Source organism: Fructilactobacillus sp. X8R1C1 (genome assembly GCF_059900945.1).
On record NZ_JBWXVH010000002.1, the window covers coordinates 84,234 to 104,466 of the forward strand.

Below are 20,233 nucleotides of genomic sequence, written 5' to 3' on the forward strand. Positions count from 1 at the left end.
TTATTTCAAATCCTTAATAAACGTATCATAATCAATCTCAACTTGTTTCATGTATTCATTGGCGAACTCAATGAATGACTTTTTGACCTTGTCGCTATTTTTTAGGTACCCGATAATCATCGGAAACGTTGGTGATTGACTGTGTGCTCGTGCAAGTAAAATCACACAAACTAACACGTAATCCTTAAAAGCGTCTAAATCCAACTTATTAAGATTTACGGAACCTTTCATGTCCTTAAACTGACGAACGTAATAACTCTTATTACTAGTATTAAACCACCCTAAAAATGGGTCCGAGGCAGTTTGAAGAATCAGCTGACAATCAACAATATTTTCACCCAATGAATCATTTTTGTTCATACCAATAACATTGTTTTTATAAATTGGAAGGGCTTGCTTAATCTGCAAAACCAAGTAATTATTGTTAGCGTCCTCTAGTAAAACTAAAAAGCAAAGGGTGCCAACACTTCCCACTCCCACACTGTGTCTTACAATATCAACGATCTGGAAGTTAGAGAGAAAGAAACGGATATCACTTTTAGTATGATTGTAGTAACGATCGAGTCCATCACTAATTTTTTGATAATCTTTTTTCCCAATGTGAACCGTAACCGGTTCATTATCAATAAAGCGCCGTTCCCCGTTTTTAAGAACGGTTGTATACTTTTCCACAGCGTAGTCAGAAGTACTTCTAAGGGCCTTGTTAATACTCTTAGCGGTAATTTTTTGAAACGATTTTTTAAAATGCTTCTCACCGTCTTTTAATGTACCAAAAATCTTAGAAATATTTCTGATGGAATTAGGCAATGTCAGTTTATCCATGGCTGGAATCTCCGTCATCCTGACCAAGGCACTACGATAAGCCTCCAAGACACCCCTTAAAAACGGATTAACTTCATTTGTGATATCAAATCCTTGTTGCTTAGCAACAAGTAAAGCACTTACCAGAAAACGTAATAAGTCATCTTCAAAGTGACCTACGTGAGATTCGTCAAAATCATTTAAATCGAACAAAAGTTGATGCTCTGGAGAACCATAAAAACCAAAGTTGCCAAGGTGAGCGTCACCTGCAATCAACAGATTGATATCACTCATGGGAATAGTACCTAAATCATGATTCATCAGCTCAACGCTTCCGCGATAAAAAGAAAATGGATTTTTGGCCATTCGTTCTCGTTTTAATCCTAAAAGTCCACTAAGTAGCAGTGAATCACGCTCAGTCAAAATTGGTTTAATGTCCCGCTTTCTAGCTTTGAAATTCCGCATGGCTTCCATGTTGGCATCATTACTCATCTTCTCACCAACATGAATTAATTGATCATCATTCATTGAAACGTCATTAAGTAAAGCACTTACGTTATTAAGCCCATAAGGCGATTTTTTCTCGAGTTTCATATCGCTTCTCCTTTATTTGATCAATCATACCGTTATCGTAATTCTAACTTGTCATGTAACTTGAAATCAACTTATTACCCACATCACAACATCAATTTAACTCTATGATAGCGCTGTCGGACCCGTATTTCTACCTTGAATCAATATTTTAAATAAAAAAGAGAGTCCTAGTAATAGGACTCTCTTACTGTTTTAAATTTTAAATGCCGGGGACCGGGATCGAACCGGTACGGTCATCACTGACCGCAGGATTTTAAGTCCTGTGCGTCTGCCAATTCCGCCACTCCGGCAGTATGATAACAAAAAAAGCGGAAGACGGGATTCGAACCCGCGACCTCCACCATGGCAAGGTGGCGTTCTACCACTGAACTACTTCCGCATATGCCGACTATAGGATTCGAACCTACGACCTCTTCATTACTAGTGAAGCGCTCTAGCCAACTGAGCTAAGTCGGCGAAAAATCAATGCGGGCGAAGGGATTCGAACCCCCACGTCCTAAGACACTAGAACCTAAATCTAGCGCGTCTGCCAGTTCCGCCACGCCCGCATAATAATGTGTTACTGGCAATGAGCCGTGGCGGGTTCGAACCGCCGACCCTCTGATTAAAAGTCAGATGCTCTACCAACTGAGCTAACGGCTCAAATGGAGGATACAGGGATCGAACCTGTGACCTCCTGCTTGTAAGGCAGATGCTCTCCCAGCTGAGCTAATCCTCCATTGATAGATATCATTGCGATAAAGCACAACGACAACTATTAAATAATATCATTTTGATGTTTAAGCGTCAAGAACAAATTGGTTACGCTTCAACGATCAATTCTTCTCAAACCAGTCATACAACAAATATTATTATACCGGAATGTCTTATTGATTTCTACTATTTTTGTTAAAATTTTTCATTTTTTACAATCTTCTTCATCCCATGCATATAAGGTTGAAGAACTTCGGGCACATTCACCGTTCCATCTTCATTTTGATAGTTTTCAAGGATAGCTGCAACCGTTCTACCAACGGCTAAGCCAGAACCATTTAACGTATGAACGTACTGCAATTTGCCGTTCTCATCTCTGTACTGAATGTGAGCCCGTCTTGCCTGAAAATCAAGCGTGTTAGAACAACTTGAAATTTCGCGGTACCGATTTTGAGCTGGCATCCATACTTCAAGATCATGAGTTTCGGCGGCAGTGAAGCTCATGTCACTTGACGTTAGCGTGATGACATGATAAGGCAGACCAAGTTTCTGAAGTAATGTTTCTGCTTGATGCGTAATTTCCTTTAAAGCATTCCAAGACTCCTCGGGCTTAGTAAACTGAACCATTTCAACTTTGTTAAACTGATGCAATCGAATTAAGCCCCGGGTATCTTTTCCGGCACTTCCTGCTTCTGATCTAAACGCTGGGGTCAAGGCTGTGAATTTTACTGGTAACTTCTCTTCAGAAATGACTTCGTCGCGATAGAAATTAACCAGTGGAACTTCAGCAGTCGGAATCATGGTCAAGTCACTATCTTTAATCTCAAATCCAGCCTTATTTTCTAGGAATTTAGGAAACTGCCCGGTCCCAAACATTGAATCAGAATTAACCATGTATGGGGGTAAGACTTCGGTGTAGCCAGCATCGGTGTTTTGATCCAAATAGAAATTATATACCGCACGTTCTAATTTGGCTCCTGCACCTAGATAGTATACGAAACGACTTCCTGATACCTTAGCACTTCGCTTGAAATCTAAAATATCTAAGTCTTCGCCAATTTCCCAGTGGGGTTTAGGGGTGAAATCAAACTTCCGTGGTTCACCAATTCGTCTTAACTCTTTTGAACCCTCTTCGGTGAGACTAACGGGAACTTCATCAGCAGGAACATTGGGTAAATGAGCCTCAATATCATGTTGTTCGGCTTTGATAGTTTCTAGCTTTTCATCCAGCGACTTGATCTCTTTTCCAACTTCACGCATTCTGGTAATTTGATCATTTGCGTCCTCTTTATTGCGCTTGAGCTGTGAAATTTTCTCAGATACCTCATTTCGTTCCGCTTTAAGCGACTCACTTTTAACGATTAGATCACGCCGTTCTGAATCTTTTCTAAGTAAATTGTCAATCACTTTGCCAGGCACATTTCGCTCGGCTAACTTTCCTTTATACCAGTCCGGATTACTTCTAATCAACTTCATATCTAACATTTTAATTTCCTCCCTTAAAAGACACAAAAAGACCCTCGTCATATTGGGACGAAAGTCTTTTCGCGGTACCACCCAAGTTCCAATTAAGGCACTCGATTAATTAATAACGGTAATTGCCGTGCGGGATTGGCCGCCCGAAATACGTGCTGGAATTTTCAAATGACAATTTTCACCAACATTGTCTCTCTGTGATTCTACTTAATGGGCACGTCACGTTTATTTGTTGCGTCAATTATACAATAATCTCTGAAATTATCCTAATACTTCTTGAATTTTGTCAGAAAGTCTCTTTAAAACTTTGTTTCTGGCGTCCGCATCTTCGACAAAATCATACTTATCCCCGTTAATCCTAATCTTAGGAGATAAGTTATAATCCTCGTACCATTTCGAATATCTATGGTTTAACTCACGATAATATTCATACAAACTAGCGTCATTATCGATCTGTTCGTATTTTCTTCCACGCTTTTTAATTCTTTTAAGCATCGTATCAAAAGAAATATCAATGTAAATCAGTAGGTCCGGTATTTTCTTATATTTACCGTTAGGGATCGGTTCCATCATGTTCTTTAATAAAGAATCATAAATTTGAACTTCTGTTTCAGTTGCTCGACCAAGGTCAGCATTTAGATGAAACAGTAATGAATCTTCAAAGATTGAACGATCCATCACACTGTACTTATCAGAAGAAGCTTCTTTAATGCTGTCCAAACGTTTATTTAAAAAATAAATCTGAAGCAAAAAAGCATACTTTTTTGGGTCTTTGTAAAACAACGGAAGAATCTTATTATCATCAACGGACTCGTAATATGCTGGTGAGTTTAGTTTCTCAGCCAATAATGTCGTTAACGTGGTCTTCCCTGCTCCAATAGTTCCTGATAATACAATCATTTATTTGATCCCCTTAGACTAATTTAAAGAATTTGCAATTGTAATTGTACCATTTAAAAATCATGAATTTAAGACTAGCTTTCATTCTTTTTAATTTCATCCGTATAATCTTCTGAAGGCGAGACATCCACTTGATCGAGGGGAATGATATGGGTATGATGAACAAATTTGTACCCAAAATACAAGATGATAACCAACGGAACACTCATATACGTGACCGCAATCTCAAATAAGTTGAAGTGAGCAAAGGCACCAATATCTTGACCACAAATAACAACGATACACAGGATTAAAGTGATAATTGGACCAACCGGGAACCAAGTCGCATGGTATTTAAGTTCCGAAACTTTGTGTCCTTGTTTTATAAACGCCCTTCTAAATCGATAATGTGAAAGAGCAATCCCGAACCAAGCAATAAATCCAGTCAACCCGGAAGCAGCCACTAACCACATGTAAATCTTAGATCCAAAGATACTTGTCATAAAAGTCAACAACGAAATCACCATGGTTGCTAGGAGCGCTAATACCGGAATTCCACGCTTAGATACTTTGCCAAAAACTTTTGGAGCATAACCTTCATCGGCCATCGAATACAACATTCGCGTTGAGGCATACATTCCAGAGTTGGCTGAAGAAATCACGGAGGTCAAGATGACCGCGTTCATAATACTTGCAGCTCCAGCTAATCCGGCACGTTCAAACACAATCGTGAACGGACTAATGGCAACATCTGAAGCACTTGATCCCAACAAATCGGGACTAGTATATGGAATAATTGCAGCAATCACAACAATTGCCAGAATATAGAATAAAATGATGCGCCAAAATACTTCATGAATCGCTTTTGGGACCGTTTCCCGTGGGTTTTCTGACTCTCCAGCTGTAATTCCAACTAACTCAGTTCCTTGAAATGAGAATCCAGCAATTACGAAAACACTCAGAATGCCGGGAATCCCATTTACGAAGGGAGCCTGCTTATAGGTGAAGTTCCTCATTCCAATAAAGTGACCACCCATAATTCCAAAAATGGTCAAAATTCCGACGGCTAGAAAGATAAAAATCGTGATCACTTTGATCAAAGACATCCAGAACTCAGTTTCTCCAAACGCCTTGACGGACAAGATGTTAATCAACAAAATCAGTGACAGAGCCGCTAAACTCCAAATCCAACTCGGAAAATGTGGCAGCCAGAATTGCATGACGATTGCCACCGTACTAACGTCAACCGCCACCGTAATTGCCCAGTTAAACCAGTAGTTCCAACCCATTGCAAACCCTAAAGCTGGATCAACGTACTTAGCTGAATATGTAGCAAATGATCCAGAGACTGGCATATTAGTGGCCATTTCTCCCAAACTAGTCATCAAAAAATAAACCATGATTCCCATACATACATATGCTACTAACGCACCACCGGGACCAGCATTGTGAATTGCTCCACCACTAGTCACAAAAAGACCGGTTCCAATACAACCACCAAGGGCGATCATAGACACATGACGAGACTTTAATCCCCGCTTCACCTGTCCGTTTCCATTTTTTTCAGACATAAATTCTCCTCCTAAATAATTAAGAAGAAACCCAATAACAAAACGACAAAGAAAAAGACCCTCTTGAATAACTTCCAAAAGAGTCCACAAATTCTTACTAATCGTAATCTTAGAAAGCTCTCCGTGCAACACACGACAGTCCTTGACTTATTAAATCAAAACCCAACCAATCATTTACCACGTGATCAGTTTCGGCAACTTTCCCTTTCATAAGCCCTCATCGATTAAGTGAATCTCTGGCAAATTACTGATAAAAGTCGCGCCTCTTCTTAGAATTCATATTTCATTATAAGTAAAGTATAAGTGATAAGTTAACGATTATCAATCACTTTCATGAAATTAGTAAATTGTATTCTGAAAAATCTTTGTTGTACTTAGCTCCTTGGCCCACTTTACGTACCCATATTCACAAACTTGAAGCCATGTGTAAGCAATTAAGGCGGCACCAACGGTATCTGAAGGAAAATGGGCATTCAGATAAACCCGTGAGATCATCACTAGGAAAAGAACAATTGCTAAAATAGTTCTAATAATCCATTTAGTTGATTGTCGATTAATCATTGGAACCACTATGATCCACAGGACGCTAATCACTAGAAAAGCTCCTAAAACATGTCCACTAGGATAACTAAAGCCAGTGTCCCCCGGCAAATGCATTGAGGGACGGGGTTTGGCTACGATGTGTTTAATCACAAATCCAATGGCATCTCCACCAAAAACCAGTACCAGCGAAAAGAATGCCGGTATTTTATACTTAAACCACCACAACAAAACAGCAATTATAAGTATCCACACAATATCCATCTTGGGACTCGCGACAAAACTAATCATTGAGAAAATGGTTTCTTCAAATGAAGACGGGTACCCTTGAATGGTTCCAATTATCATTGAATCTAAAAAGTCAACGTAGCCAAAACTCATTTTGACTCCAATCGTCAGGATTAACGATAAGAGAAACGCAATTGTTAATTTGTACGGACGACTAACGTCCCTTCCAATCATCATAAACGCCATACCTCCAAGAATTCATATAAAAAAAGTATAACATAATATCGATTAGCCGATTGAGAGAAGCACCAAAATCGCCGTGATTAGTGTGATATAATTGCACCATGAATTTTACAGATTGGAGTTTTATTAATGATTCATAGCCTTATTATCATGTTACTGGTAGGAGTTTTTGCGGGTGTTCTGGGTTCAATCCTAGGAATCGGTGGTGGGATGATCATTACACCGGTTTTAACCATCGGATTTAATCTTGACATTAAGTATGCGATTGGTGCAAGTATCATTGCCGTGATTGCTACCAGTTCAGGAGCAACGATCGCCTATCTAAAAGACAACGTCTTAAACTTACGGGTAGCCATGTTTCTAGAAATTGCTACTTCCATTGGGGCCGTTGCTGGTGCTTTACTAACTGGAGTGATCAATCCAATCTTTCTCTACATTTTGTTTGGCCTGTTACTCTTCTTTTCCGGTCTAAATATGGTTAAAAAGATTTGGGGCAAACAGGTTCAAACGAATACAACCAGTGAAGATAAAATTGCAAAAGAACTCAAACTAAATGGTTCTTACTACGATAAAAACCTAAAAAAGCAGATTGACTATAAGGTAACAAACGTTCCAGCTGGTTTAACCGTAATGTTTGGTGCCGGAATTGCCAGTGGTTTACTGGGAATTGGATCCGGTGCCTTTAAGGTGATTGCGATGGACACTTTTATGAAAATGCCACTCAAACCATCGAGTTCCACCAGTAATTTAATGATGGGGGTCACGGCAGCAGCGAGTGCCACCATTTACTTTTTTAACGGATCAATTTTGCCTCAGATTGCCGTCCCACTGGCGCTCGGAATTATCGTTGGAGCAACCGTCGGGTCACGTGTGATGCAAATCATGCCTTCCAAATTAATTCGAATTATTTTTATTCCCATCCTAATTTACCTTGGCGTTCAAATGATTCTTAAAGGATTTGGGGTGAACTTCTTATCATGAGCACTCAAAATAATGTAAATCAAAGTGAAAAAAATCAAGAAGCTGAAAATATTCGAATCGAAAAACTTATCGGAAAAATCATGCGTATCGGCGTGATTATTTCCGTCATCATCATGGTCTTTGGACTTTTCTTGTACCTTGTTACCGGAACAACGGGGTTTGGCAGTCACTATTACCTAACCTCCTTTGGTCAACTGCTAAAGGGAATCATTCAATTAAAACCCTATTCCATCATGATGTTAGGCGTTTTTGCTTTGATCCTAACGCCAGTTCTAAGGGTGGTCGTATCAATCTATTCATTCTATAAAGAACACGATAAGATGTACGTCATCATTACTACCATCGTCTTCATCATCTTGATGATTAGTTTTTTCCTTGGAACTTACCTGCATCTTTAAACAATTTTAAACAAAAGCGGAATTAGACAAATGTCTAATTCCGCTTTTTTAATAATTACATTAACTTAAATAATTTTCCATCCGACTTAGTGCTTCCTTTAAATCGTCACTAGAAGCAGCGTAGGAAATCCGAACGTGGCCTTTACCACCGTCACCAAACGCTGATCCGGGAATTACCCCAACTTTAGCGTTTTGCGCTAAATCCTTGGCAAAACGAACGTCATCATTTCCATAATTTGCTGGAATTTTTACGAAAATATAAAACACTCCGGTAGGATCAATCGGATCAAGCCCCATCTTCTTTAGTTGAAAAATGGCCCCATCCCGATTCTTTTGGTATTCATCTCGCATCGAAAAAGCATCATCCATCCCATTCTTAAGTGCCTCAAGTGCACCATACTGAGCAGGGTCTGATGGTGAAGAAACTAAATAACCATGCATCTTATTAGCCTGAGTGATAAATTCAGCGGGTCCAACCGTGAACCCCAGTCGATAACCAGTCATTGCGTGAGATTTAGACACTCCATTAATTACAATCGTTTGATCAGGTAAATACTCTGCCAGTGAATGATGTTTAATACCATAGGTTAACTCACTATAGATCTCATCGGTAATCACAAAGAGTGAATGTTGTTTAAGAATTGGAACAAGTGCTTTTAACTGCTCTGGTGTGTATTCAACCCCCGTTGGATTATTTGGATAATTTAAGATCAACGCTTTAGCACTGGGATGATTTGAGAGTGCCTCATCCAATTCTTTAGGTGTTAAAACAAAATCAGAAGTGGACGTATCAATAAACACGGGTTTCCCACCAGCAAAACGTACTAATGACTCGTATAGGGGATAGAAAGGTGCTGGAATCAAAACTTCATCGCCAAGATTAACCGTGGAAAGAATCGACGAGGCAAGCGCTTCGGTTGCTCCCATATTAACCATTACTTCAGTATCAGGATCATACTTTAAATTATATTTTTTTGCCATAAAGTTGCTGATGGCATCTCTTAAGGATTTGATTCCCTTATGAGGAGAATAATGCGAGTGGTTATCTTCAATACTCTTCATCATTGCTTTTTTAACGTGTTCAGGGGTGTTAAATCCTGGTTCTCCCACCGATAGCATAATCAATCCGTCAATATCAGATATCGACTCCGAAAAAGCTCGAATTGCTGATGGTTGCAGTTGAGTTAAATTCTTGTTAAACCGATTTTGCAAGTTTTCATTTAAAGTAGGCATGTTAATCCTCTTCCCTATCATCATCAAGAAATTCAATCATTAAATCAAATCTCTTTTAACTAATTCTTCGCCAATTTCAACCGTATTTAGTGCAGCACCCTTTAATAAATTGTCGGCTACCACCCACATATTATAGGCATCACCATTTTCTTGGTCCGGTCGAACTCTTCCGACATATGTATCTTCTTTGCCAGCAGCGTCGATTGGTTGTGGGTAGAGTTGTTTTTTGGGATCATCTTTAAGAGTTACTCCCGGAGCATCATTTAAAATTCTTTGGATCTTTTCACGACTGGCGGCTTTTTCATCCTTGACCGTGAAATAAACTGACTCACCGTGACAAATCTCCACTGGAACTCTGACACAGGTAGCGGTCACCTTAATATCTCCAGAATCCATATCATTCAGCATGATTTTCTTCGTTTCGTGAATCATCTTCCACTCTTCGTGAGTATAACCGTCTTTTTCAAACACATCGATTTGGGGCAAGAGGTTGAACGCGAGCGGATAATGTTCTTTTTCACCTTTGACTGGGAAAATGTGAGCATCCATCTTTTTGCCATCAAGGTGTTCTTGCGCTTCATCTTTTAATTCATCAAGTCCACTCTGACCGGCACCTGAAGCAGCTTGATAAGTAGAAACAATAATTTGTTTCAACCCAAACTGCTTTCTAATCGGCTCTAACGCCACTACCATTTGAATGGTGGAACAGTTTGGATTGGCAATGATCCCATGATGATTCTCTAAAGCATCCGGATTCACTTCTGGCACAACCAGGGGAACATCCGGGTCCATTCGAAACGCGCTTGTATTGTCAACCGCAACGGCACCACGCTTCACGGCTTCTGGTAACAATTTTTTGGAAACCGAACCTCCGGCTGAAGCAAGGACTAAATCAACACCGTTAAATGAGTCGGGAGTGGCCTCTTCGACGGTTAACTCGTCGCCTTTATACTCGAGCTTTTTCCCAGCGGATCTTTTAGAAGCCAACAATTTAAGACTTTTAACCGGGATACTTGATTCAGCTAACTTATCCATGAGACGTGTTCCAACGGCACCAGTGGCACCTAAAATTGCGACGTTATACTCTTTCATTACTACTTGCCCCTCTATAAAATATTTTCTAATCCAACAACTAACCCATCTAAACCGTCAACTCTTTCAATGGCAACCTTTAAACCATTCATAAATGAATCACGATCAAAGGAATCTTGACGAATGGTGAGTGCTTCACCATCTCCGCCAAACAGCACCTGTTCATGAGCAACATATCCGGGAAGTCGAACGGAATGAATCGGAACTCCATCATACTCAGCTCCGCGAGCACCTTTTAGGGTTTCGTCGGTTGAAACGGATTCTGGTTGTTTTTTTCTTCCCTCACTGATTAACTTTGCGGTATTAATAGCGGTCCCAGACGGAGCATCCTTTTTATCCTGATGATGCATCTCGATCACCTCAGCATCAGGGAAATATTGAGCTGCCTCTTTAGCAAATTTCATTAACAATACCGCCGAAATTCCAAAGTTAGGGGCAATAATCCCACTCACATTTTCATCGTTCGCTAATTTTTGCAACTCAGCTAGTTGATCATCACTTAACCCACTGGTTCCAATAACCGGATGAATCCCATTATCCAGGGCAAATTTAGTGTTGGGATAAGCTGCTTTTGGAACCGTAAAATCAACCCAAACGTCTACGTCTGGCCCTTTAATCTGATTAAAATCGTTATAAACTTTTACGTCTTTTGGTAAATCATAACTTTCAGGACTCAAATCGTTCGCTTTCGGGTCATATACGCCTATCAAATTAAAATCACCATTCTTTTCAATCATCTTAACGGCCTTTTGGCCCATTGAGCCACGAAAGCCCGCTACTAATACTTTAATCATTTAAAATGTCTCCTAAAGAATCAACGTCTAGTGCTTTTGCCAATTCTTTTTTCTCATCTTGATTTAGGGTTGCAATTGGTAAACGACAACCACCCACATTTAAACCATTAGCATTTAAAGCTGCTTTAGTCGGTGATGGTGAAGGATACATAAATAGCGCCTGCATCTTTGGTGTTAACCAACGTTGAAGCTTGCCAGCTGCTTTGTAATCCTCCTGATCTAAATCATCGTACATTCCCCTTAATTGCTTACCATAGACATGGGAAGCAACCGAAATCACTCCATCACCACCAAGCATCTTAGTTGCTAGTGCTTGTGGATCTTCACCACTGTAAACCAGAAAATCATCTGGAGTGTTGGAAATGATGTATTCCATATCAGGAAGTGAGCCACACTGCTTAATTCCAGCAATGTTATTGTATTCGGATAATTCCACGACCGTTTCCTTATTCATGTTCACGCCCGTTCGTCCAGGAATGTTATAGATGATGATTGGTTTATCTGAATGATCGGCAACGTACTTAAAGTGTTCCTTCATGCCCCGTTGGTCGGGTTTGTTGTAATAAGGCACAACCACCAAGCCATAATCAATCCCATCTAATTGCATCACTTTCTGGTTAAACTCAGCCGTTTGTCGGGTATTGTTTGAACCAGTCCCTGCAATTACCGGATACTGATCGCCCACAATCTTGCCAAATTCACCGTACAGTTTTAATTTTTCGTCTTCAGATAATGTCGGAGTTTCACCAGTCGTTCCGCCGACCACAAATCCATTGGTCCCCGTATCAACCAAATGTTTAATCAGCTTCTTAAGCCGTGTAATATCAACCTCACCGTCATTGCCAAACGGGGTGACGATGGCCGTTAATAAATCTGCTTTTTCTACCATGATTATGATCTCCCCTATTTTTTTGTTCCTTGTTGCATTCGATAATTCAAAAATCCGATAATGGCTCTACTTCCAATCGCAATTGCCTTTGGATTGGGGGTAAGCGTCGCCTCATGAAGCTGAGACTTTGGGTCACCAATTCCCAACCAAAACATTGTTCCGGGGATTTTTGACAACAAATAACCAAAATCTTCTCCCGTCATTGCGGGCATCGTGTTAATAAAATCAACGTTTTTTTGCTTTTCCATGTAATCAATAAAATTACTGGTTAACTTCGAATTATTCTCGACTGGCAAATAACCGCCCTGATTCAGGTTGAGTTTAACCTGGCAGTCGTAACTCACTGAAATCCCATTAGCGACTTCTTTCAACCGCTTATCAATCAACTCAATCATTTTCTGGGTCAGACCCCGAATCGTTCCTTCAATTCGAGCATGACCAGCGATCACATTTCGAATGGTACCGGCTTCCATTTTTCCAAAGGTAACAACCCCGCCTTCAATCGGATCAACACTCCTTGATACAATCGTCTGAACCTGATTAATAAATTGACTGGCGGCCACAATCATGTCGTTTGCATCCTGCGGATAAGCAGCATGACCACTTTTTCCGATCAAGTCAACGTTGACCTCGGTTGTCCCAGCGAACAGTGTACCCATCCGACAACCGATTGCCCCAACCGGAAGCTGGGGGTTGTCATGTAGACCATAAAATTCATCTGGATGCCACTTCCCGGTAAAAATACCGTCCTCGTATGCCACTTTACCCCCATTTTCACTTTCTTCAGCTGGTTGAAAAAAAACTAACAAATTATCTTGGGGTTGATGAGCAGCATAGTAATTCAGGATACTCAACGCAACCGTCATGTGGATATCATGACCACACGCATGCATCACACCATCATTTTTTGACACAAACGTTAAATTCGTTTTTTCCTTAACTGGTAACGCATCAATATCCGTTCGGTATCCAATGGTACGCTTGGGATCAGTTCCATGGACCAGCACCAAAATCGCCGTTGGTAACTTTTCTGGTACATTAACTTCCATGTAGTCCGTTTTAAACTTATCAATGACTTCTTTTAGATATTCATGGGTCTGAAACTCATGCATTGCTAATTCTGGGATTTGGTGAAGATGACGATAAATTTCAAGGAGATCATCGTCACTCAACTTGGTCGTATTATCTGACACATTCATCACTTCCTTAAGTCGTCTTCAAGTTTAGTCTTAGACTTGGTCTGAGTGTCGATGTCCTTGATCTTTTTAGCAGGAACCCCGGCTACCATGGTATTAGGTTCAACATCATGCAAAACCACTGAGCCAGCAGCAATCACTGCACCCTCACCAACATGAACGCCTTCAATCACAACCGCATTAGCACCAACTAAGACGTTATCGTCAATTCGAACCGGTTTAGCACTAGCTGGTTCAATCACACCGGCCAAAACAGCACCAGCACCGATGTGACAATGCTTTCCAACGATCGCACGACCACCCAGGATGGTCCCCATGTCAATCATGGAATCATCACCAATCTCAGCTCCAATGTTGATTAATGCTCCCATCATTATGACAACATGCTTTCCAATTGAAACCTGATCACGAATAATCGCACCGGGTTCAATCCGAGCGTCCAAATTCTTGGTATCAAGTAATGGAACGGCAGAATTTCGTGCATCACTTTCAATTTCATAACTACTGATTAATTTTTTATTCTTTTTAAGAAATTTAGAAACGTTAGCCCAGTCGCCAAAAATGACACCAGTTTTGTTAGTGGTAAAATTCTCAATTCCCTTAGGAAATTTGATTTTTCCTAACTTACCTTTCAAATAAACCTTGACTGGGGTCTTTTTGTCTGAGTTAGAAATAAATTTAATGATTGACTGTGCATCTAATTGTGCCATCTTCTAGTTCTCCTTTAATTTCTTATCTAAGTGGGTCATGTCCGCATAACTCTCACGTTGGACCGCTAACTGTGCTTTACCATCTTCAACAAACACAACGGCTGGCCGTGGATTTCGATTATAGTTGGAAGCCATTGAGTATCCGTAAGCCCCGGTGTTGAAGATTACAAAAATGTCTCCCGGTTGGCTCTTTGGGAGCGGTTGATTCTTAATCAAGATATCACCTGATTCACAGTATTTCCCGGCAATTCGGACGGTTTCAACCGGCTTTCCATCAACATTGCCTGCAAGAGCGCCTTCATAGTCTGCTTCATATAAAGCTGGCCGAATGTTATCACCCATCCCACCATCAACGGAAACGTACGACTTAATCCCGGGGACATCTTTTCTGGAACCAATCGTGTACAAACTATAACCCGCTGACCCGACGATTGAACGTCCCGGTTCAATCCAAATTGATGGAGTTGGTAAATCAGCCTCAGTTGTTTTTTGTTTAATCTCATCCACAATGGCTGAGACGAAGTCCTCTGGGGCGACGGGATGTTCTTCATCGGTGTATTGAATACCAAAACCACCACCAACGTTGATTACTTGCGTCGTGTAATCAAAATTGTCATGCCAGTGCTTCATTACATCAACAAGTTTATCGGCCGCTCCCACAAAGCCTTCGGGTGAAAAAATCTGAGACCCAATGTGAGCATGAACCCCTTTCATATTCATTCGCTTCTCAGAAAGGACCTTTTGTAAAGCTTCATCAGCTTGTCCCGATGCCAGATCGAACCCAAACTTACTGTCGACCTGACCCGTTTGGATGTACTCATGAGTATGAGCTGAAATACCAGGGGTAATCCGTAACATCACGTCGATGTTTTTATCTTGCTCTTCTAGCACGTCGTGGAGTAACTCAATTTCATGGAAATTATCCAACATAATCGTTCCCACTCCGTTTTTAACAGCCATCGTTAGTTCGTCTTTTGATTTATTGTTGCCGTGAAAACTGACCCGTGCCATCGGAAAATCAGCTTGAAGCGCAGTGTACAACTCACCACCGGAAACTACGTCAATTCCAGCTCCCTCTTGCTTCACAATTTGATACATTCCAACCGTGGCAAACGCCTTACTAGCATAATTAACCGAGTATTTAACTTTACGGTCCTCAAAAACCCGTTTAAATTTTTCAATTTGACTCCTGATCTTACTAACGTCATAAACCTCTAGGGGTGTTCCATATTCTTTTGCTAAATCACTGGCCTTAATCCCACCAATGTACAAATCATGATTTCTTATATCTTGCTTATCAATAACCGACTTCATCTCGCACCTCTTAAATAATTTATAAAAAAAGATCTTTTTGCTCAGGAGTTGAACAAAAAGATCTAAAAATAATTAATTTGACATTATTTGATCAAATATTCTTGAATAGCTCCCCGCAGAATATCTGCGACAGTCCGCGATTTATTAAATCACGTCCCAGCACCAGTGCCACTACTCTGACAGAGTGCTTCGGCAAACAACCCTTTCACTAACTTCTTCGACGAGTAAATCTCCATTAGCTAATCTTGTTACCTGCAACCTCTATTTAAATTTGTTAAAAATATAACCCATTTTGACCTGTTCGTCAATTAATATCATCTAAATTAATAACTATTTCACATATTTTGGATTCCAAGATTGATAAATTAAAAATTAATGCTACAATTCAATTTAATTAAATTCTTAAGGATGAATAATTCATGAAAGTAACCAAATTCGGTGGGAGCTCACTAGCTAACGGAGCCCAATTTCAAAAGGTAATTAATATCATCAAATCAGATCCAGATCGGAAGGCAGTCGTTGTTTCTGCTCCCGGAACTCGCTTCAAAGGTGACGTGAAAGTTACCGACTTATTAATCGAGTATGCTAACAAAGTTCTTGACCATGAAGACTTTTCTGACATTCTTAATCAAATTATTGATCGCTATCAAGAAATTGGTGAATCATTTAACGTTCAGACGAAACAGATTACCCAAATTGTCTCACAGTTAAGAGAATTACCTAATCAATCGTTTCTGGATTCTGCTCATCTAATGAGTACCTTTAAAGCTCAGGGAGAATACCTCAACGCGCAAATGTTGACGATGATTTTAAACCAACTTAAAATTCCTGCAAGGTTTATGGATCCAAAAGAAATTGGTTTTAAAGTCACCGGCGACGTTGCCGATGCGCAAATCAATCCCGTTACCTACGGAAACATCAGAAGATTTCGTGACGTTAAAGAAAAAATGATCTTTCCAGGATTTTTTGGGGTCAATGATGATAATCAAATCGCTACCTTTTCAAGGGGTGGTTCCGATATTACCGGCTCAATCGTAGCTCGTGGGCTTCAAGCTGATCTATACGAAAACTTTACCGATGTCAACGCGATCTATTCGGTTGACCCGCGGGTGGTTAAAAACCCGAAAGCTATCGACGTAATGACTTATAGAGAAATGAGAGAACTCTCGTATGCTGGTTTCTCAGTCTTTCATGATGAAGCCATCATTCCAGCAATTCAGGTCGGAATTCCGATCAACGTGAAAAATACATCGGCCCCTGATTTACCCGGAACCCTGATTGTTCCTGAAAATAAATTTCAACCAACTCGCGTAATTACTGGGGTAGCCAGTGCCAAGCACTTCTCAGCACTGTACATTCATCGCTACCTGCTTAACAAACAAGTGGGTTTTACCCTTAAGATTCTCAAAATTCTGTACAAATACAACGTGTCGTACGAACACATGCCTTCTGGAATCGATGACCTGACCATTATCTTTGATAAGGCCCAACTAAATGACCATATCGTCAAAGAAATTACAAGAGAAATCAAAGATGCCCTTCATCCCGATCAAATTCGTTGGATTAATGACTATGCCATCATCATGATCGTTGGCGAGGGAATGCAGTCTGATAATCACACCATTGAAAAAATCATTCGGCCACTAACCGACAATGGCATCTCCATTCACATGATTAATCAAGGAGCTTCCAAGATTTCCGTGATGCTTGGAACTGACATTAAAGATTCAGATAAAGCCGTCAAGCTAATTTACAGAAACTTCTTTGACAACAACCGACTAATTTATTAGGAGACTAAATTATGACTAAATTACTTAAAGTACACGGATCCGAAAATCAATTCTTTATTTTGGATCAAACTGAACTAGACCAAAAACTAAACGATCAACAACTTAAAAAACTTGCTCAAACCATTTCAGACCCCAAAAATCAGATTTTAAACGGTGCCGATGGGGTCTTGGTGGTTGATTCATCAAGCCATCCCAATGCACTGGGAAAAATGCGAGTCTTTAACGCCGATGGCAGTGAAGCTTCAATGTGTGGAAACGGACTTCGGACCGTTTCTCGGTACTTGTCACAAAAGTTTGGTCAGGATGCTTTCAAGGTTGAAACCAACGATGCAGATCTAGATGTGACAAAAGAGAGTGACATTGCACCTGGAGTTCCCGCCTTTAGTGTTCAGATCTCACCAATCTCATTTGACGCTAAGAGTCTGCCCCTTGAAAATATCAAAACCCCACTGTTAGATCAGCCAGTCAATGATTTCATTTCTGGATTAGATTATTCAGCGGTCGCAGTGCCTAATCCTCATCTCATTAGTTTTATGAGTATGGATCAAGTTAAATCAGACGATTTAGTTAAGCTAGGCAAAATGCTAAACGGAAAAAACAAGTACTTTACGGACGGTGTCAACGTTAGTTTTGCTAACGTTATGGATCAAAATGAACTTTTCGTTCGAACCTTCGAACGGGGTGTAGGTCTTACAAATGCCTGTGGGACTGGAATGACGGCCACTAGTCTAATTTACGAAATCTTAACTCATGATTCGGACTTTGACGAAACCGTCAATATTTATAATCCAGGTGGGATGGTAAAAACTCACATAAAACGCAGTGGGGTTCACTACGATCTTCATTTGATTGGAAATGCGACTTTTACTAATGAGTTAAATATTAGTGAAGGTGATCTAAGAAACGCCAACCTCGATAATATTCAAATCACCGATACCGGTGAGGAGCAGGATTATCAAGACTTTGTCAAACAGCTTCAAACTAACTAAAAACCACATTGGCCGCTTGTCAATGTGGCTTTTACTTTCAATTAAGATACGATTCCCTTCAAAAGATGGGTGATGTGAAAGAACAGTTGAATCGCCAACTCGGCTAGTAAGAACCCAATCGCCAACGCTCCTGCAATCATCGCAACTTGCATTAAGTAAACAAACGCTAAGTGCGTGTTGCCTGTTGCAATGTATTTCATAACTTCATACGCCTGTCCACCGGGAACAAGCGGAACTAACGCTGGAATGTTAAAAACGATGATTGGCATTTTTTTGTACCGAGCTGCCAGCATTCCCAAGATCCCAATCGTAAACGCTCCAAAGACGTTTCCACCAACGTAACCACCAAAAATCGAATTGTAGGTTAGGTACACTAAATAGCTGGCAACCCCCACCAATCCACCTAGATTAAGAGCACGCGGTGGCACGTTGATCAAAATTGCAAAACAAAGGGTGGCAACGTAAACTCCAATTATTTTCACTAAAATTTCAATCATAAACACCCCTATCCAAACCACTTCAAAGCAAGTGCCACTCCAAATCCTAAAGCACAAGCTCCCATAATGGCTTCCATTGCTCTAGCTGGTCCACTAACAAGGTTGCCAGACATTAAATCTCGGACCGCATTAGTAATTTGGACGCCAGGAACAAGCGGCATCACACTCCCAATAATCATATTATCCACACCACTTCCAAGTCCCAACTTTCGGGCTAGCATGGCTAACATGCCAATTGAAATGGCCGCAGTAAATTCGTTTATAAACTCAACTTTCACGATACGATTCAAATAGTCAAAAATAATCCAACCTAACATCCCAATCAGACAGGTAATAAAGAATACCGAATAATCACCACGAAAAACCACTTCAATGGATCCTGAAAGGACCGCAGCCGCTAACATTTTCATCCAATACGGAAAATAAGTATCCAGATCACTAACGTGTTGCAATTCTTGATAGAACTGCTCTAACGTTGTCTTGTGTTCCGCAAAGCGTCGCGATAAATCGTTCACAGCCGTGATTTTTCTTAAGTCAAAAGCCCGCTTATCAATCTCAGTAATCTGAGTTTCTGAATTATCATTAACGGAAATCATAATTCCAGTAATCGTAATGTAAGTCTTCAAGTTTGGCATCCCAGCATTTCGTGCGATTCGCTTAATGGTGTCATTAACTCGTGTCATTTCTGACCCATTTTCAATCATGATTTTACCCGCCAACATACAGGTCTTAATGACCAAGTCACTATAATTACGAAAACGCGAATCCGGATCCAGTTGATTCTTCCCAAACATGCGACTCACCCCTTTTCTTTAATATTTCTAGCATATCAAAATATAAGTAAAAAATCTCATTGAGTTTTCGTTACAAAAAACTATTTTACGAATGGTATCCAGACAGATATAATTAAATTAGATTTGTAACGGTATCATACAGGAGGAAAAATATGAGTGACAATGTAAAGTTTAGTGATTTAAGTGAGCAGGCTCAAAAAAAGGTTGTTAACGATTTTGTTCCTTTCTACATCAAACTATTTAGGAACAACAACCTGGAAGTTATGAGTACTTTTGACGGTGAATCTGGTGTAATTGCTGATTTAAACCGTGAAATCGTCACTCTGAGTAATAATAGTCCACGAGATGTTGTCGCTGACATCATTGAACTTGACTATGGTGACTTCGCAATCCTTTTAAGTAAATTAAGTCAGACTTACTTTGAAAACGGTAACCCCACCACGGATTGGTCAGAATGGTATGTTAACGAAACCAATAAATTAGATCCAGACAGCACTTTATAAATCACTTTAAAATCACAAAAAAACAGTT

General features: G+C 40.2%; 19 protein-coding genes, 6 tRNA genes and 2 riboswitches. Of the genes, 5 read left to right on the top strand and 20 right to left on the bottom strand.

The features are described from left to right. From AC6UD1_RS02360 to AC6UD1_RS02410, 11 genes are all read right to left on the bottom strand, one after another. Positions 1 to 1,395, bottom strand: a complete 1,395-nt coding sequence (locus tag AC6UD1_RS02360; protein WP_500707192.1) for a DUF2252 domain-containing protein — start codon at positions 1,393 to 1,395, stop codon at positions 1 to 3. Between the two features lie 204 nt (positions 1,396 to 1,599). Beyond that, positions 1,600 to 1,685, bottom strand: a tRNA-Leu gene (locus tag AC6UD1_RS02365). A 17-nt stretch (positions 1,686 to 1,702) separates the two neighbouring features. Further along, positions 1,703 to 1,774: transfer RNA gene (locus tag AC6UD1_RS02370), tRNA-Gly, on the bottom strand. Between the two features lie 3 nt (positions 1,775 to 1,777). After that, positions 1,778 to 1,851 (bottom strand) — tRNA-Thr (locus AC6UD1_RS02375). A gap of 10 nt (positions 1,852 to 1,861) precedes the next feature. Continuing rightward, positions 1,862 to 1,943 (bottom strand) — tRNA-Leu (locus AC6UD1_RS02380). A gap of 21 nt (positions 1,944 to 1,964) precedes the next feature. Further along, a tRNA-Lys gene (locus AC6UD1_RS02385) sits at positions 1,965 to 2,037 on the bottom strand. A gap of 3 nt (positions 2,038 to 2,040) precedes the next feature. Continuing rightward, positions 2,041 to 2,113: transfer RNA gene (locus tag AC6UD1_RS02390), tRNA-Val, on the bottom strand. Between the two features lie 170 nt (positions 2,114 to 2,283). Next, positions 2,284 to 3,573 (bottom strand): serine--tRNA ligase, encoded by a 1,290-nt coding sequence (serS, locus tag AC6UD1_RS02395; RefSeq protein ID WP_500707193.1) that lies wholly within the window; start codon positions 3,571 to 3,573, stop codon positions 2,284 to 2,286. A gap of 252 nt (positions 3,574 to 3,825) precedes the next feature. After that, positions 3,826 to 4,464, bottom strand: coding sequence for a deoxynucleoside kinase (locus AC6UD1_RS02400; RefSeq protein ID WP_500707194.1), 639 nt, complete (start codon positions 4,462 to 4,464; stop codon positions 3,826 to 3,828). A 74-nt stretch (positions 4,465 to 4,538) separates the two neighbouring features. Then, positions 4,539 to 6,014: an amino acid permease gene (locus tag AC6UD1_RS02405; protein ID WP_500693530.1), complete on the bottom strand. Its 1,476-nt coding sequence runs from the start codon at positions 6,012 to 6,014 to the stop codon at positions 4,539 to 4,541. A 106-nt stretch (positions 6,015 to 6,120) separates the two neighbouring features. After that, a riboswitch (Lysine riboswitch) is annotated at positions 6,121 to 6,290 on the bottom strand. Between the two features lie 63 nt (positions 6,291 to 6,353). Next, the gene (locus tag AC6UD1_RS02410) at positions 6,354 to 7,019 is read right to left on the bottom strand and encodes a phosphatase PAP2 family protein (protein ID WP_500695236.1); all 666 of its coding nucleotides are present in this window, start codon (positions 7,017 to 7,019) and stop codon (positions 6,354 to 6,356) included. Positions 7,020 to 7,154: 135 nt separating this feature from the next. On the opposite strand from AC6UD1_RS02410, the gene AC6UD1_RS02415 reads away from it, so the two are divergent. Both AC6UD1_RS02415 and AC6UD1_RS02420 read left to right on the top strand, forming a co-directional pair. Next, on the top strand, positions 7,155 to 8,006 hold the full coding sequence (locus AC6UD1_RS02415) for a sulfite exporter TauE/SafE family protein (RefSeq protein WP_500693528.1): 852 nt from the start codon (positions 7,155 to 7,157) through the stop codon (positions 8,004 to 8,006). After that, positions 8,003 to 8,404 carry a DUF1634 domain-containing protein gene (locus AC6UD1_RS02420; RefSeq protein WP_500707195.1) on the top strand — a complete coding sequence of 134 codons (402 nt, stop codon included), beginning with the start codon at positions 8,003 to 8,005 and terminating at the stop codon, positions 8,402 to 8,404. Before AC6UD1_RS02415 ends, AC6UD1_RS02420 begins: the two co-directional genes overlap by 4 nt. A 60-nt stretch (positions 8,405 to 8,464) precedes the next feature. Here the strand turns inward: AC6UD1_RS02420 and AC6UD1_RS02425 are convergent, their stop codons facing one another. Genes AC6UD1_RS02425 through lysA form a run of 7 tightly spaced genes read right to left on the bottom strand, consistent with a single transcriptional unit; the run spans position 8,465 to position 15,632 of the window. Next, entirely contained in the window at positions 8,465 to 9,637 is a 1,173-nt protein-coding gene (locus tag AC6UD1_RS02425; protein WP_500707196.1) for an aminotransferase class I/II-fold pyridoxal phosphate-dependent enzyme, read from the bottom strand. Between the two features lie 39 nt (positions 9,638 to 9,676). After that, entirely contained in the window at positions 9,677 to 10,729 is a 1,053-nt protein-coding gene (locus tag AC6UD1_RS02430; protein ID WP_500707198.1) for an aspartate-semialdehyde dehydrogenase, read from the bottom strand. Positions 10,730 to 10,743: 14 nt separating this feature from the next. Next, entirely contained in the window at positions 10,744 to 11,523 is a 780-nt protein-coding gene (gene dapB, locus AC6UD1_RS02435; RefSeq protein WP_500707199.1) for a 4-hydroxy-tetrahydrodipicolinate reductase, read from the bottom strand. Then, the gene (dapA, locus tag AC6UD1_RS02440) at positions 11,516 to 12,412 is read right to left on the bottom strand and encodes a 4-hydroxy-tetrahydrodipicolinate synthase (protein WP_500707200.1); all 897 of its coding nucleotides are present in this window, start codon (positions 12,410 to 12,412) and stop codon (positions 11,516 to 11,518) included. Before dapA ends, dapB begins: the two co-directional genes overlap by 8 nt. A 14-nt stretch (positions 12,413 to 12,426) precedes the next feature. Beyond that, positions 12,427 to 13,611 carry an N-acetyldiaminopimelate deacetylase gene (locus tag AC6UD1_RS02445; protein WP_500707201.1) on the bottom strand — a complete coding sequence of 395 codons (1,185 nt, stop codon included), beginning with the start codon at positions 13,609 to 13,611 and terminating at the stop codon, positions 12,427 to 12,429. Then, positions 13,611 to 14,318, bottom strand: coding sequence for a 2,3,4,5-tetrahydropyridine-2,6-dicarboxylate N-acetyltransferase (gene dapD, locus AC6UD1_RS02450; RefSeq protein WP_500693521.1), 708 nt, complete (start codon positions 14,316 to 14,318; stop codon positions 13,611 to 13,613). The genes AC6UD1_RS02445 and dapD overlap by 1 nt, the downstream gene beginning before the upstream one ends. Positions 14,319 to 14,321: 3 nt before the next feature. After that, positions 14,322 to 15,632, bottom strand: a complete 1,311-nt coding sequence (gene lysA / locus AC6UD1_RS02455) for a diaminopimelate decarboxylase (protein WP_500707202.1) — start codon at positions 15,630 to 15,632, stop codon at positions 14,322 to 14,324. Positions 15,633 to 15,730: 98 nt separating this feature from the next. After that, a riboswitch (Lysine riboswitch) is annotated at positions 15,731 to 15,904 on the bottom strand. A 147-nt stretch (positions 15,905 to 16,051) separates the two neighbouring features. On the opposite strand from lysA, the gene AC6UD1_RS02460 reads away from it, so the two are divergent. Together AC6UD1_RS02460 and dapF are read left to right on the top strand one after the other, a co-directional pair. Next, positions 16,052 to 17,422, top strand: coding sequence for an aspartate kinase (locus AC6UD1_RS02460; protein WP_500707203.1), 1,371 nt, complete (start codon positions 16,052 to 16,054; stop codon positions 17,420 to 17,422). Positions 17,423 to 17,433: 11 nt separating this feature from the next. Further along, positions 17,434 to 18,411, top strand: coding sequence for a diaminopimelate epimerase (gene dapF / locus AC6UD1_RS02465; RefSeq protein WP_500707204.1), 978 nt, complete (start codon positions 17,434 to 17,436; stop codon positions 18,409 to 18,411). A gap of 41 nt (positions 18,412 to 18,452) precedes the next feature. On the opposite strand, the gene AC6UD1_RS02470 is transcribed toward dapF, so the two are convergent. After that, complete coding sequence (locus tag AC6UD1_RS02470; RefSeq protein ID WP_500693517.1) at positions 18,453 to 18,908, bottom strand: threonine/serine exporter family protein; 456 nt, start codon at positions 18,906 to 18,908, stop codon at positions 18,453 to 18,455. An 8-nt stretch (positions 18,909 to 18,916) separates the two neighbouring features. Continuing rightward, positions 18,917 to 19,702 (bottom strand): threonine/serine exporter family protein, encoded by a 786-nt coding sequence (locus tag AC6UD1_RS02475; protein ID WP_500693516.1) that lies wholly within the window; start codon positions 19,700 to 19,702, stop codon positions 18,917 to 18,919. A gap of 152 nt (positions 19,703 to 19,854) precedes the next feature. Between AC6UD1_RS02475 and AC6UD1_RS02480 the strand changes: the two genes are divergently transcribed. Further along, positions 19,855 to 20,205, top strand: a complete 351-nt coding sequence (locus AC6UD1_RS02480) for a hypothetical protein (protein WP_500693515.1) — start codon at positions 19,855 to 19,857, stop codon at positions 20,203 to 20,205. Positions 20,206 to 20,233 lie beyond the last annotated feature (28 nt).